Source organism: Flavobacterium maritimum (assembly GCF_040049085.1).
GTDB classification, from domain to species: Bacteria; Bacteroidota; Bacteroidia; order Flavobacteriales; family Flavobacteriaceae; genus Flavobacterium; species Flavobacterium maritimum.
In genome coordinates this window covers 218,246-233,720 of sequence record NZ_JBDLZY010000004.1, presented here as the reverse complement: position 1 = coordinate 233,720, position 15,475 = coordinate 218,246, and the positions used below count along the sequence as shown (strand labels likewise).

At 34.9% G+C, this 15,475-nt stretch carries 13 protein-coding genes; all 13 read left to right on the top strand.

Annotation, left to right across the window (positions count from 1 at the left end):
- Window positions 1-281 precede the first annotated feature (281 nt).
- The 13 genes from pckA to ABEB23_RS10325 all read left to right on the top strand — a co-directional run bounded on the left by pckA (window position 282) and on the right by ABEB23_RS10325 (window position 15,440).
- Window positions 282-1,901 carry a phosphoenolpyruvate carboxykinase (ATP) gene (gene pckA / locus ABEB23_RS10385; protein ID WP_348812529.1) on the top strand — a complete coding sequence of 540 codons (1,620 nt, stop codon included), beginning with the start codon at window positions 282-284 and terminating at the stop codon, window positions 1,899-1,901.
- Between the two features lie 356 nt (window positions 1,902-2,257).
- Window positions 2,258-3,115: an ATP phosphoribosyltransferase gene (hisG, locus tag ABEB23_RS10380; RefSeq protein ID WP_348812528.1), complete on the top strand. Its 858-nt coding sequence runs from the start codon at window positions 2,258-2,260 to the stop codon at window positions 3,113-3,115.
- 83 nt (window positions 3,116-3,198) lie between these two features.
- Window positions 3,199-4,491, top strand: coding sequence for a histidinol dehydrogenase (hisD, locus tag ABEB23_RS10375; protein WP_348812527.1), 1,293 nt, complete (start codon window positions 3,199-3,201; stop codon window positions 4,489-4,491).
- A complete protein-coding gene (hisC, locus tag ABEB23_RS10370; RefSeq protein ID WP_348812526.1) occupies window positions 4,481-5,536 on the top strand; it encodes a histidinol-phosphate transaminase in 1,056 nt (351 codons plus the stop codon). The genes hisD and hisC overlap by 11 nt, the downstream gene beginning before the upstream one ends.
- A gap of 43 nt (window positions 5,537-5,579) precedes the next feature.
- On the top strand, window positions 5,580-6,716 hold the full coding sequence (gene hisB, locus ABEB23_RS10365; protein ID WP_348812525.1) for a bifunctional histidinol-phosphatase/imidazoleglycerol-phosphate dehydratase HisB: 1,137 nt from the start codon (window positions 5,580-5,582) through the stop codon (window positions 6,714-6,716).
- Window positions 6,717-6,794: 78 nt separating this feature from the next.
- Window positions 6,795-7,382 (top strand): imidazole glycerol phosphate synthase subunit HisH, encoded by a 588-nt coding sequence (hisH, locus tag ABEB23_RS10360; RefSeq protein ID WP_348812524.1) that lies wholly within the window; start codon window positions 6,795-6,797, stop codon window positions 7,380-7,382.
- A 67-nt stretch (window positions 7,383-7,449) separates the two neighbouring features.
- Window positions 7,450-8,169: a 1-(5-phosphoribosyl)-5-[(5-phosphoribosylamino)methylideneamino]imidazole-4-carboxamide isomerase gene (gene hisA, locus ABEB23_RS10355; RefSeq protein WP_348812523.1), complete on the top strand. Its 720-nt coding sequence runs from the start codon at window positions 7,450-7,452 to the stop codon at window positions 8,167-8,169.
- Between the two features lie 40 nt (window positions 8,170-8,209).
- Window positions 8,210-8,965 (top strand): imidazole glycerol phosphate synthase subunit HisF, encoded by a 756-nt coding sequence (hisF, locus tag ABEB23_RS10350; RefSeq protein ID WP_348812522.1) that lies wholly within the window; start codon window positions 8,210-8,212, stop codon window positions 8,963-8,965.
- Between the two features lie 95 nt (window positions 8,966-9,060).
- Window positions 9,061-9,660 (top strand): bifunctional phosphoribosyl-AMP cyclohydrolase/phosphoribosyl-ATP diphosphatase HisIE, encoded by a 600-nt coding sequence (hisIE, locus tag ABEB23_RS10345; protein WP_348812521.1) that lies wholly within the window; start codon window positions 9,061-9,063, stop codon window positions 9,658-9,660.
- 168 nt (window positions 9,661-9,828) lie between these two features.
- Window positions 9,829-10,929, top strand: coding sequence for an alpha/beta hydrolase (locus ABEB23_RS10340; protein ID WP_348812520.1), 1,101 nt, complete (start codon window positions 9,829-9,831; stop codon window positions 10,927-10,929).
- A gap of 150 nt (window positions 10,930-11,079) precedes the next feature.
- Window positions 11,080-12,510, top strand: coding sequence for a leucyl aminopeptidase family protein (locus ABEB23_RS10335; protein ID WP_348812519.1), 1,431 nt, complete (start codon window positions 11,080-11,082; stop codon window positions 12,508-12,510).
- Between the two features lie 5 nt (window positions 12,511-12,515).
- On the top strand, window positions 12,516-13,730 hold the full coding sequence (locus tag ABEB23_RS10330) for an ATP-grasp domain-containing protein (RefSeq protein WP_348812518.1): 1,215 nt from the start codon (window positions 12,516-12,518) through the stop codon (window positions 13,728-13,730).
- Between the two features lie 54 nt (window positions 13,731-13,784).
- Window positions 13,785-15,440 (top strand): M1 family metallopeptidase, encoded by a 1,656-nt coding sequence (locus tag ABEB23_RS10325; protein ID WP_348812517.1) that lies wholly within the window; start codon window positions 13,785-13,787, stop codon window positions 15,438-15,440.
- Window positions 15,441-15,475 lie beyond the last annotated feature (35 nt).

Genomic DNA, 15,475 nt, shown 5'->3' with positions numbered 1-15,475 from the left:
TTTAGTAGTTAAATTAATATTGTTAAAATTTGATAACAAATTACTAAAATAGTTTATTACTTTTATATGATAAAAATCAGGTAAATTTGTTTGTAAATTTAAATTATAAAAATGGAATTCTTATTCTTTTTAAAATTAAAAAAAAACGCGTAAACCCCTGTAAAACAACGAAAACGTTTGCGCAACTTTTTCTTTTTCATGATAAAAGTCAGGTTTTTTTTTAATTAACAAACATAAATTTGAATAGAATTAAATAACAAGAATTTTTAAAATTAAATACGATGAAAAACATTAAAATTATCCAGGAATTACATGATTTAGGAATTACAGGTTATCACGAAGTATCATATAATCCTTCTTACGAAGAACTATACCAAGCAGAAGTTTCTCATAAAAGAAAAGGATATGAAAAAGGTGCATTAACTGATACCGGTGCTGTTGCTGTAAAAACTGGTGTTTTCACAGGACGTTCACCTAAAGACAGATATATTGTTAAAGACGATATTACAAGAGATACAATCTATTGGGATGATAAAGTAAATTTCCCAACTACAAAAGAGGTTTGGCATGATTTAAAAAAATTGGTTTTAAAACAACTTTCTACTTCTCCTAAATTATATGTAGTAGATGCATTTTGTGGAACCAATGCAGATACAAGATTAAAAGTTCGTTTTGTAATGGAAGTGGCTTGGCAAGCACATTTTGTAACCAATATGTTTATCAGACCTTCTATTTATGAATTGGAAAACTTTGGAGAGCCTGACTTTATTGTTATGAATGGATCAAAAGCTACTAATCCAGATTGGAAAGAGCACGGATTAAATTCAGAAAACTTCGTATTATTCAACCTTACTGAAAAAATTCAAATCATCGGTGGAACCTGGTATGGTGGAGAGATGAAAAAAGGGATGTTCTCAATGATGAACTACTACTTACCATTAAAAGGAATGGCATCTATGCACTGTTCTGCAAATGTGGGTGAAAAAGGAGATGTTGCTGTATTCTTTGGTCTTTCTGGAACAGGAAAAACAACACTTTCTGCAGATCCAAAAAGATACTTAATTGGTGATGATGAACACGGTTGGGATGACAATGGAGTATTCAATTACGAAGGTGGTTGCTATGCAAAAGTTATCGATTTAACAGAAGAAAATGAACCAGACATTTGGAGAGCAATCAAAAGAGATGCTTTATTGGAAAATGTTATTGTGGATGAATATGGTGAAATCAATTACTTTGACCATTCTATCACTGAAAACTCTAGAGTTTCTTATCCAATATATCATATCAACAAAATTGTATTGCCTTCTAAAGCGGGACATGCTAAAAAGATTATCTATCTTTCTGCTGATGCATTTGGTGTATTGCCTCCAGTATCAATCTTAGATGAAGATCAGGCACAATACCACTTCCTTTGCGGATATACTTCTAAATTAGCTGGTACTGAAAGAGGAATTACATCTCCAGAACCATCATTTTCTCCAGCGTTTGGTGAAGCTTTCTTGACTTTACACCCAACTAGATACTCACAAACGCTAATCGGTAAAATGAAAGAACATGGTGCAAAAGCGTACTTGGTTAATACAGGTTGGAACGGAACAGGAAAAAGAATTTCGCTTAAAAACACAAGAGCGATTATTGATGCAATCATCAGTAGTGAAATAGATGAAGCTCCTACTAGAACTATTCCTTACTTGAATTTGACAATTCCTACCATTTTACCAAATGTAAGTGATGGAATTCTTGATCCAAGAGACACTTATAAAGATGACAAAGAATGGGAAGTAAAAGCAAGAGATTTATCAGCGAGATATATCAAAAACTTTGAACAATATACAGATACTGAAGAAGGAAAACGCTTAGTTGCTGCAGGACCTTCTTTAGAAGCTGTTTTAAGTTAGATTCAAATATTATGTTGGTTTAAGCATCTTTTACTAATGTCCTCATAACATTAGTGGAAGATGTTTAATTTTTAAATCGTTTTTTAACAATTTCGCAGCGATAAGTTAAATTAAAAATTGCATTTTAATGAAAATATCCCCTATCTTTGCAAACGAAATCAAGGGATTATCAAAATAAAAATTATGTTATCAATTCAATTACATCACCATCATTCTCATTATTGCTCTCAAGCGATGTGTTAATGGTATGCATGTAAATCATCATATTTTAAAACCCGTTTGAGTACATCAAACGGGTTTTTTGTTACTTATCCGTTGTACTCAAACCAAAACAACTTAAACAAAAAAACTAAAAAATGAGTACTTTAAAAATTGCAATTCAAAAATCAGGACGCTTAAACGAAGAAAGCATCCAAATACTTAAAGATTGTGGTATTTCTATCAACAACGGAAACGATCAACTTAAAGCCGAAGCGACTAATTTCCCATTAGAGGTTTTATACCTTAGAAACTCTGATATTCCTCAATATTTAATCGATGGAGTTGTAGATATTGCTATTGTTGGTGATAATCTTCTGGTCGAAAAAGGAAAAAATATCATAGTAGCCCAAAAACTAGGCTTTTCCAAATGTAAAGTATCGGTTGCGGTACCAAAAACATTTAATTACAAATCAATTCAGGATTTAGACGGTATGCGAATCGCTACTTCTTACCCTAATACCGTTAATCAATATTTTAATTCTTTCGGATTAACAGTAGATATTCACCAAATTTCAGGATCGGTAGAAATTGCTCCAAACATTGGGTTAGCAGATGCGATTGTTGATATCGTTTCAAGTGGAAGTACTTTATTTAAAAACAACCTTAAAGAAGTAGAGGTAATTTTAAAAAGTGAAGCAGTTTTGGCTGTTTCTCCTAAAGTTACTCCGGAAATTCAAAAAATAATCAATACACTTCAATTCAGAATTGAATCTGTTTTGAGAGCCAGAAAGTCAAAATACATTTTGATGAACGTTCCTAACAATAAAATTGAAGAAATTGGTAAAATATTACCCGTTTTAAGAAGTCTTACCGTACTGCCATTGGCGGAGCCAGGTTGGAGTAGTGTGCACTCTGTAATCGACAAAGATACTTTTTGGGATGTTATTGACCAATTAAAAGAGGCTGGAGCCGAAGGAATCCTAGTTTGTCCAATTGAGAAAATGGTTCTTTAAAAAGCTTTAAGCTTTAATACCAAAAAATTAAATATATTTCAAATTGCTTACAGCTTACAGCTTATAGCATAAAGCATAAAAAAATGAATAAAATATACAATCCAAAACCTGATACTTGGTCTTCCATTTTAGAAAGACCTACCAAAACTGTTGACGACATTGAAGCTACTGTAAAAGAAATTTTTAAGGAAGTACAGAAAAAAGGGGATGATGCTGTTGCAAAATATACTTCACTTTTTGACGGAGCAACAATAAAAAACATTGAAGTTTCGAAATCTGAAATTGATCAGGCAATTGCTTCTATCGATACCGAATTAAAAGAGGCAATACAACTGGCCAAGGCAAATATTAAAAAATTCCATTCGGCACAAAAAACAGAGCGAGTTACTGTAGAAACTATCGAAGGAGTAAATTGTTGGCAAGAAAAAAGACCGATTCAAAAAATAGGCTTGTACATTCCCGGAGGAACAGCTCCATTGTTTTCGACTGTTTTAATGCTTGCCGTTCCTGCCGAAATCGCAGGCTGTAACGAGATTGTTTTGTGTTCACCTCCTGATAAAAATGGAAACATTAATCCTGCTATATTATACGCTGCCAATTTATGCGGAGTAACCAAAATCTTGAAAGTGGGCGGGATTCAGGCTATCGCGGGAATGACTTTTGGAACCCAATCGATTCCTAAAGTATATAAAATCTTTGGTCCCGGAAATCAATTTGTAACAGTAGCCAAACAATTAGCAACCCAATTTGGAGTGGCAATAGATATGCCCGCCGGACCATCCGAATTATTGATTGTGGGCGATGATACCGCTGTTCCAGCTTTTGTGGCTTCTGATTTGCTTTCGCAAGCAGAACACGGAGGAGACAGCCAGGTAATTTTAGTTTCTACTTCAAAAAAACTAATTGATGCTGTTGAAAATGAAATCCAAATTCAAATGGATTTACTGCCTAGAAAGTCTATTGCCGAAAAAGCTATTGCCAATTCTAAATTAATTTTCGTTGAAAACGATAAAATTGCTTTAGATTTAATTAATGAATATGGACCGGAACATTTTATCATTTGTTCTGAATTTGATGATTTTTACAGCAATGGTGTTTATAATGCCGGTTCTGTTTTTATTGGTAATTACACTCCGGAAAGTGCTGGTGATTATGCTTCAGGAACTAATCATACCTTACCAACCAACGGTTATGCAAAAAATTACAGCGGTGTAAATCTGGATAGTTTCACAAAAGCCATGACTTTTCAAAAAATATCACAAGAAGGATTGCAAAATATAGGCAAAGCAATCGAAATTATGGCCGAAGCCGAAGGTTTACAAGCACACAAAAATGCAGTTACATTACGATTAAAAGCAATTGAAAATGGAAAGTAGTTTCAACATAAATAATATAATTAGAGAAAATGTAAAGATATTAAAGCCCTATTCTTCGGCACGCGATGAATTTGAGGATTTCGATACTGCGGATATGATTTTTCTGGATGCCAATGAAAATCCTTTTGAAAGTGGAGTAAACAGATACCCTGATCCACAACAAAGCAATGTTAAAACCATATTGGCCAAACAAAGAAAGGTAAAACCCAATCAGATTTTACTTGGAAACGGTAGTGATGAAGTATTGGATTTATTATTCAGGGCTTTTTGTGAACCGAGAAAGGACAATGTAATAACTTTACCGCCAACTTATGGAATGTATGGTGTTTTGGCAAATATCAATGCGATAGAAAATAAAGAAGTATTGCTTTCAAATGATTTTCAGCCTCAAATTGATAAAATTATTGATGCTGTTGATAAAAACACCAAAATTATCTTTTTGTGCTCACCAAATAACCCAACAGGAAATTCTTTTTCAGACGAAAGCGTTGCCTATTTATTGAAAAACTTCAATGGTTTGGTAGTTATTGATGAAGCTTATATTGACTTTTCAGAAAAAGAAAGCTGGATCAATGAATTAGATGAATATCCAAACTTAATCATCACCCAAACATTATCAAAAGCATATGGTTTGGCAGGAATTCGTTTAGGAATATGTTATGCTTCTGCCGAAATAATTTCGGTTTTGAACAAAATAAAACCTCCTTATAACGTTAATGAACTGACACAAAAAAGAGCTTTAGACCGATTAGTCGATCAAGACAAAATTAAAGCAGAAATTAAATCTATTATAGCACAAAGAGAACAATTACTTAAAGTATTACTTGATGTAAAATTTGTTAAAAAAATATACCCGACAGAAGCTAATTTTATATTGATAAAAGTAGATGACGCCAATAAAAGATACGACGAATTAATTGCGCGAGGAATTGTAATCAGAAACAGAACCACTCAGCCTTTGTGTGAAAACTGTTTGCGCTTGACCATCGGAACAGAACCTGAAAATAAAAAATTAATAGAAGCGTTACAAGCAATTGTTCTTTAGCTATTTGCTAAATATCAAAAGCAGTTAACCAAAAGCCAATAAAATGAAAAAAATACTTTTTATAGATCGTGACGGAACCATCGTTTTAGAACCGGAAAACTTTCAATTAGACAGTTTAGAAAAATTAGAATTCTACCCGAAAGCCTTTCAATATTTGGCTAAAATTGCCAAAGAACTGGATTATGAATTAGCCATGGTAACCAATCAGGATGGTTTGGGAACAGACAGTTTTCCAGAAGACACTTTTTGGCCAACACAAAATTTTATTTTAAGAGCATTCGAAAACGAAGGGGTTCTTTTTGATGAAATCTTTGTGGACCGTTCTTTCCCGGAAGACAATGCACCAACTCGCAAACCAAGAACCGGAATGCTGACCAAATATTTGGATAATCCAAATTATGACTTAGCAAATTCATTTGTTCTGGGCGACCGTTTGACTGATGTAGAATTAGCTAAAAACTTAGGTTCGAAAGCTATTTTTCTGAATACCTCAGAAGGTCCTGGAAGTAATGAAATTGCTGCCAAAAGAGAGGAATTAGACGAAGTTATTGCATTACAAACTACGGATTGGAAACTAATTTATGAGTTTCTAAAATTGGAAGCACGTTCGGCTTCGATAGAAAGAAAAACAAATGAAACCGATATTTATATCAAATTAAACTTAGACGGTACCGGAAAAAGCAAAATAGATACCGGAATAGCGTTTTTTGACCACATGCTGGATCAAATTGCACGTCACGGGCAAATGGACTTGGAAATCACCGTTAAAGGAGATTTAGAAGTAGATGAGCACCACACCATAGAAGATACTGCTATTGCCCTTGGAGAGGTTTTCGCGAAAGCATTAGGAAATAAACTGGGCATCGAGCGTTACGGTTTTTGTTTACCAATGGATGATTGCTTATCACAAGTAGCCATTGATTTTGGTGGAAGAAATTGGTTGGTTTGGGAAACGGAATTCAAACGCGAAATGGTTGGAAAAATGCCAACAGAGATGTTTTACCATTTCTTCAAATCCTTTTCGGATGGAGCCAAAGCCAACATCAACATCAAAGCAGAAGGAACCAACGAGCACCATAAGATTGAAGCCATTTTTAAGGCTTTCGCCAAAGCGATAAAAGTAGCCGTAAAACGCGATACGGAAAAAATGATTTTACCGAGTACGAAAGGGATGCTTTAAAAAATTATGAATTATAAATTAGGATTTATTAAGTATTAAACTCTTAATAAAACTTAATTTCTTAACGGTTAAAAAGAAATGAAAATTGTTATCATAAATTACGGAGCAGGAAATATTCAAAGCATTATGTTTGCCATCGAAAGACTGGGATTCAAAGCGGTTTTAAGTAATAATGCTGAAGAAATCAAAGCGGCAGATAAAGTAATATTCCCAGGAGTAGGCGAGGCGAGTTACGCTATGAAAATGCTTAAGGAAAGCGGTTTGGATGCTTTGATTCCAACCTTGAAACAACCTGTTTTAGGAATTTGTTTGGGCATGCAATTGATGTGTAACAAATCGGAAGAGGGGAATACCAAAGGATTAGGAATTTTTGATGTGAACGTAATCAAGTTCTCCCCAAAAGTAAAAGTACCGCAAATGGGCTGGAATCAGATTTATAATTTGAAATCAGATCTGTTTAAAGGAATCAGTGAAAACGAATACATGTATTTGGTACACAGTTTTTATGCTCCTCTATGTTCCGAAACGATTGCTAGAACAAATTACGAGCTGGAATATTCTTCTGCATTAGAAAACGATAATTTTTATGGAACCCAATTTCATCCTGAAAAGAGTGGTGATGTGGGAGAGAAAATCCTTGGAAATTTTCTTGAATTGAACAATTGAAAGATTTAAAAATTAAACGTCTTTATAACAAATCTTTAAATTTTTTAATCTTTAAATAAAAAATAAAATGAGAATAATACCTGCAATAGATATCATAGAAGGAAAATGTGTTCGTTTATCGAAAGGCGATTACGACACTAAGATTATATACAATGAAAACCCGCTTGAAGTAGCCAAATCATTTGAAGCGCACGGAATTGAATACCTGCACTTAGTTGATTTAGACGGCGCCAAATCGAGCAAAATTGTCAATTATAAAATATTGGAACAGATTGCCACACAAACCAAATTAAAAATTGATTTTGGTGGTGGATTGAAATCGGATGCCGATTTAAAAATTGCTTTCGAAAGTGGTGCCAATCAAATCACAGGAGGAAGTATTGCTGTAAAAAATAGAGAAATCTTCGAAAAATGGATTGCTGAATACGGTTCTGATAAAATCATTTTGGGAGCAGATGCCAACAATGAAAAAGTCGCAGTTTCGGGTTGGCTGGAAGATTCTAATGAAGATCTGATTCCATTTATACAAGATTACCAAACAAAAGGCATTCAATACGTTATTTGCACTGACATCGCCAAAGACGGTATGCTTGAAGGGCCTAGCTTTGATTTGTATGCTAAAATTTTGGCGGAAGCCAATGGTATAAAACTAATCGCCTCGGGTGGAATTTCAACATTTGATGAATTACCTAAGCTGGCCGAATTGGGTTGCGAAGGAACTATCATCGGAAAAGCCATTTACGAAGGTAGAATTTCGTTAAAACAATTGGAACAATATATAATGTAAAGACGCGATTAATCGCGTCTCTACGTAAAACAACAATACGATGCTGACAAAAAGAATTATTCCTTGTCTCGATATAAAAAACGGAAGAACCGTAAAAGGTGTTAATTTTGTGGACTTAAGAGATGCTGGAGACCCTGTTGAATTGGCGAAAATATATTCGGATGAAGGTGCTGACGAATTAGTATTTCTGGATATTTCGGCAACAGAAGAAAGACGCAGAACCTTAGTAGATTTGGTACGAAAAGTAGCAGCTACGATTAATATTCCGTTTACTGTAGGTGGTGGAATATCATCTGTAGAAGATGTTGAAATTTTGTTGCAAAACGGAGCTGATAAAGTTTCTATTAATTCATCGGCAGTAAAAAACCCGCAGTTGATTAATGATTTGGCGCAAAAATTTGGCAGCCAATGTGTAGTTGTTGCGATAGACGCCAAACAAATTGACGGGCAATGGATTGTGCATTTAGTTGGCGGAAAAGTCCCGACAGAGCTAAAATTATTTGATTGGGCAAAGGAAGTAGAACAACGTGGAGCAGGTGAAATCCTTTTTACGTCAATGGATCACGATGGAACCAAAAATGGATTTGCCAATGAAGCTTTGGCAACACTTTCAGAATTGGTAAATATCCCCATAATTGCTTCAGGTGGAGCGGGAACTATTCAACATTTTACGGATACTTTTCTGAAAGGAAAAGCAGATGCCGCTTTAGCAGCAAGTGTATTTCATTTTAAAGAAATTGAAATCAAAACATTGAAAAAAGAGTTAAAAAACAATCATATAGAAGTACGTATTTAAGCAAATATTTAAGGATGAATTATTAAGTTTAAATTACTTAATACATACGACCTAATACTTAAAACATAATACATACGACTTAATACTTAGAAAAAATGAATATAGATTTCTCAAAAAGTGCACACGGGTTAATTCCTGCAATTATTCAAGACAACGAAACTAAAACCGTTTTGATGTTGGGTTACATGAATGCCGAAGCATATCAAAAGACTATTGACACTCAAAAAGTAACTTTTTACAGCCGTTCGAAACAGAGACTTTGGACAAAAGGTGAGGAAAGCGGTAATTTCCTAAATCTGATTTCAATCAAAAATGATTGTGATAACGATACTTTATTGATACAGGTACGTCCGGAAGGTCCAACTTGTCACAAAGGAACCGATAATTGTTGGGCTGAAGAGAACAAACCTAATTACGGTTTTATTTCGCATTTGGAAGAAACCATCAAAGTTCGTAGAGAAAATGCTGATTCCGAAAAAAGTTATGTAGCTTCTTTATTCGAAAAAGGAATCAATAAAATTGCCCAAAAAGTAGGCGAGGAGGCTGTAGAAGTTGTGATTGAAGCCAAGGATCATAATGATGATTTATTTTTAAGCGAAAGTGCTGATTTATTGTTTCATTACCTGATCTTATTGCAAGCAAAAGGTTTTCAGTTAGATGATGTTATTACTATTTTAAAAAGCCGTCAAAAGTAGAAATTCCGTATTCAGAATTTTCACCCATAAAAACCCAATAGTATATTCATTTACTATTGGGTTTTCTTTTTTCTTTTTTTATCCAATGGCAATCTACTATATTTACTTTTTTATTTCAAAAATAGAAGTGCCGTAACACAAGGGAAGAATTCAGAAAATGCCATCATAATGCAAGATTTAAATAATACAAAAACGGGACTTTATATTGTTTTAACCACAGACGAAGATGATGAGCGCCCCGTTTATATATCGGGGAATTTCAACCAATGGAGAACCCAGGATAAAGATTTTTTGATGGAAAAAATAGGAGAAAGTTCCTATCATTACAAATTCCCCCCTGATTTTGAGTATCCGGAAACCCTTCTGTATAAATTTACCAAAGGCGACTGGAGCGAGGTGGAAATTGACTCTAACGGAAATCGCACAGAAAACCGTTCGACAAAACTACATTCCGGAATCCAAAAAGAACATGTAGCCCGATGGCGAAAAAACTGGCTGCCATTCAAACAACCTTTTTTACCCCAAGTTCAACTTATTTCGGATGAATTTGAAATTCCGCAACTCAATAAAACGAGAAAAATATGGGCCTTACTTCCTCATGATTATGATAAAACGGATGAAAGATATCCGGTGATGTATTTACAGGATGCCCAAAACTTATTCAATGAAGAGGCGAAATACGGAAATTGGGAAATCGACAAAAAGCTAGCGGTGATGTCCGAGTATAAAATCGGAAAAATCATAATCATAGCTGTCGAACATGCTGAAGAAGACCGAATAAAAGAATACAATGTCGGTAAAACCGTATTAGGAAAAGGACAAGGCAAAAAATACATCCGTTTTGTGACCGACACCTTAAAACCCTATGTGGACCTTCACTTCAAAACCAAAAAAGAAAGAGAATTTACTGGAATTGGTGGTAGTTCAATGGGCGGTTTAGTGAGTATTTTCAGCGGATTGAGAAATCCGGAAGTATATGGAAAACTGATGATTTTTTCACCCTCACTTTGGGTAGTCCCTGAACTCAAAATCAATCCTAAAAAAGCAAATACAGCCGATACAAAAGTATATTTGTATGCCGGTGGAAGGGAAAGTGAAACCATGATTGAACACGTAAAAAAGTTTCAGGAAGACTTGATTTCAAGTGAATTTGTAAAGGATGAATCTAAAATTAATGTCAGTATAAACAGGTATGGAAAACATAGTGAAACCTATTGGAGCGATGAATTCCCCAAAGCGATTGAATGGTTGTTTTTTCAACACAAATAATTAAAATACAATGGGTTATATTTAACTTCTTTGTAAATTTACCCTGCACTCTAACGGCATTTGATTACAACCAATTGTTTTTCAAAAGCTTTGATTGTTCCAGGTTTTATATCATTGTACAACTGCAATAAGCACTAAAATAATAAAAAAATGAAAATAGTTCTCCAGCCGAATTTAGTTGATTTTCAAGGTGTTGTTTTGGTTCCTGTTTTTGAAATTTCAGAAGACCGTTTTGAATTTGAAAAAATACTAATTCCTGCCTCTATATTCTCCGGAAAAAAAGACAGCGTTTACATTCAAAATGATGGAATTTCAAAAATTACCTTTGTTTTTTTAGGACTTGGAAAAACCACTGATTATCAATCGGTAAAAACCATATTCAGAAGAGCAAGTTTCAAGCAAAAAGAGATTATAAAGGACCAATTAGCCGTAATTATTCCTGAAGGTTTTGACGATAATTTAGTGGAAGCAGCTGCATCAGGATTAAAATTAGGTACTTACGATTTAGGTCATTTTAAATCTGACAAAACAAATCATCCCTTTCTAAACGCTGGTTTCAATTTCATTTTGGTCACAAAAAAGGATTATTTGGCTGCAGCCAAAAAAGGAAATAAAATTGCAAACGCACAATTGGAAACCTACAATCTGGTTGATTTACCTCCCAATATTGTGACACCAAAATATATGGCCAAATGGGCACAAGAAGCTGGCGAAAAATATGGATTCGAAGTGGAAGTTCTTGGTCTTGAAGCTTCTAAAATAGTGAAACTGGGCGCTTTTTTGGCGGTAGGTAAAGGCAGTGCAAACGAACCACAGTTTGTTATCATGAATTACACTCCAAAAGAGGAAGTCCCTTCCATGAAACATATAGGATTGGTTGGAAAAGGAATCACTTTTGACACTGGTGGTCTGAACATAAAAACGGCGGCCATGGTCAATATGAAATGTGATATGGCTGGTGCAGGTGCCGTTTTAGGAGCCATGCAACTGATTGCTGATTTGCAATTACCGGTAAAAGTGACTGCCATTTTACCTTGTACCGAAAACGCAGTCGATGCAAACTCTTTTCTACCAAGTGATGTCATACATACCTACAGCGGACATTCGATAGAAATAATTGATACTGACGCCGAAGGACGACTTGTTTTGGCAGATGGACTTTCTTATCTGATCACCAATTACAAACCCGAGTACGTTGTTAATATTGCAACACTTACAGGAAGTAGTGTAGGGACTTTTGGATACGAATGCGGTGCTTTATTTACCAATAATGAGGAGATCTCCAAGAAATTACAACAGACTGGAGATGCAATTGGCGAAAGATTATGGCCATTACCGCTTTGGGATGTTTACAAAAAAGATATTGAAAGTGACATTGCAGACGTGAAAAACTACAGTGGAAAACCTGTTGCAGGCGCCATTAGTGCTGCCAAGTTTTTGGAATATTTCACACAGGAACATAAAGCTTGGGCACATTTGGATGTCGCTGGCGTAACTTTTATTGACGATGAATTTGCAAAAAGCAAGCATGCAACTGCATACGGAGTTCATTTACTAACTAAGTTCATCGAAAATCTATAGAAGTTATGGAAAATGCTAAAACATTCCTTTGTATTTCAAATTATTTTAAAGGCGTAGATTTTTTGATTAATCTAAAGAAACTAGGAAATCGTGTATTTCTTGTTACTTCAGAAAAATTAAGGGATAAACCTTGGCCTCATGACTATATTGACGAAATATTCTACATGGAAGGACAGGACATTGCATGGAATTTAGAGCATTTACTTCTGGGTGTGGGGAATTTGATGAAATCTACCAAAATAGATGCCATCGTAGCGCTGGATGATTACGATGTGGAGAAAGCAACCTATCTTAGGGAAAACTTGCGAATTGGCGGAATGGGACAAACCACGGGACGCTATTTTAGAGATAAATTGGCTATGCGTATGAGAGCTAAAAGTTGCGGCATCCCAATTCCTGCTTTTTGTTCTTTATTCAACGATCACGATATCAATACTTTTGCAGACACTGTTTCGGCTCCATGGGTTTTAAAACCACGTTCTGAAGCTTCGGCTGCCGGAATTATTAAAGTATACGACAAGGAAAGTCTGTGGCTGCATATTAATGAATTAGGCAATAATCGGTTCAAATATTTATTGGAACAATTCAAACCTGGCGATGTGTACCATTGTGACAGCTTGATTTTAGACCGTAAAATTTTATTTAGTATAACTTCTAAATATTTGGCAACACCGATGGAGATTTCGCAAGGTGGAGGCGTTTTCCGTTCTGCCAACATCCCTTATGATTCCGATGATGATAAAGCGATAAAAGCGGTTAATGAGCAGGTCTTAAAAGGTTTTGGCCTTAAACATGGCGCAGCACATACCGAATTCATAAAGTGTAAGGAAGATGGAAAAATTTATTTTCTGGAAACTTCCTCACGCGTCGGTGGTGCTCATTTAGCCGAAATGGTGGCCGAAGCTTCTGATATCAATTTATGGAAAGAGTGGGCTGCCATTGAGAATTCATTAGTAAAAGAAAGCAATTACAGTTTGCCAAAAGTAAAAAAAGGCTATGCCGGAATTGTATTGACTTTATCGAAGTTCCAGCATCCCGACTTATCCTCATTTTCAGATCCGGAAGTCTGTTTTAGAGTTCCATTGGATTATCACGCTGGACTAATTGTGAAATCCGATAAAAACGAACGGGTTTTAGAGTTATTAAATGATTATAGCGACCGATTGGTTAACCATTTTACGGCTGTGGTTGAACAAAACAAAGTCTCCAATTTACATTAAAATATTAATTTTCAGAAAACCCCAATTTATAGTTTTATTTAATTTTTTTAATTCATGAAAAAACAGTTCTTCATTATTTTTACATCTTTTTTATTTTTTAATACTTCACAGGCCCAAAACCTGCTGGGTAAATCGGATGTAACTTTTACCAGACAAGATACTTTACGAGGAAGTATCACAAAAGAGAGAGCATGGTGGGATGTAAAATACTATCATCTTGACATAAAAGTAAATCCTTCAGATAGCACAATAACAGGATCTAACACCATTCGATATCAAGTATTACAGGAATACAATCGCATGCAAATTGATTTGCAAAACCCAATGGAAATACAAAAAGTAATTCAAGACGGCGTACCATTGAAATACAAAAGAGAAGGCAACGCTTTTTTCATAGAATTGGTTGCTCCTCAAAAACCAGGAGCCATAAAAGAACTTACTGTGTTTTATGGCGGTAAACCAAAAGTTGCCGTAAGACCACCATGGGACGGAGGAATCACCTGGAAAAAAGATGCCAATGGTAATCCGTTTATAGCTTCTTCCTGTCAGGGATTAGGAGCCAGCGTTTGGTGGCCCAATAAAGATCATATGTATGACGAAGTCGAAAACATGCTGATTAGCGTCAATGTTCCTAAAGGTTTAATGGATATTTCAAATGGTCGTTTGCAAAGTGTAAAACAATTAAAAGACGGAACGAAAACCTATAATTGGTATGTTTCAAATCCAATTAATAATTACGGTGTTAATATTAACATTGGCGATTATGTCAACTTCTCAGAAAAATACAAAGGAGAAAAAGGAAATCTTGATTGCAACTACTATGTATTGAGAGACAATTTGGCCAAAGCCAAAGTACAATTCAAGGATGCAACTCGTATGTTGAAAGCTTTCGAACATTGGTTTGGACCTTATCCTTTTTATGAAGACAGTTATAAATTAGTTGAAACACCTTACTTAGGAATGGAACATCAAAGTTGTGTAACCTATGGTAATGGTTATCAAAACGGATACCTGGGAAGGGATTTAAGCGGTACAGGTTGGGGATTAAAATTTGATTTTATTATCATTCATGAATCAGGACACGAATGGTTTGCTAACAACATTACCTACAAAGACATTGCTGATATGTGGATTCACGAGAGTTTTACCAACTACTCTGAAAGTCTTTTTGTAGAATATTATTACGGAAAAGATGCCGGTTTTGAATATGTTAGAGGAACCCGAAAAGGAATAAAAAACGACGAACCAATCATTGGACATTATGATGTAAATAGTGAAGGATCAGGTGACATGTATCCAAAAGGAGGGAATATGTTGCATACTTTGCGTCAAATTGTAAATAACGATGAAAAATGGAGAAATATCCTAAGAGGTTTGAACAGCACTTTTTACCATCAAACAGTAACAACTAAACAAATCGAAGATTACATCAGTCAACAAGTTGGAATTGATTTAAACACATTCTTCAATCAATATTTAAGAGACACACGCATCCCTACTTTAGAATATTATTTCAAAGATGCAAAACTTGGATATCGTTGGACCAATTGCGTTCCCGGTTTTAATATGTCCGTAAAAATAACTTTGAACGGAACAGAAAAACTATTAAATCCTACGACAGAATGGAATAGTCTTGAGAGCAAAACTGAAACTCCAAAATTGGAAATCGACAAGAATTTTTACGTTGCGAGTTTTAATATAACCGAGTAATGAAATAAAAAAAGGGATACTTCAAGTATCCCTTT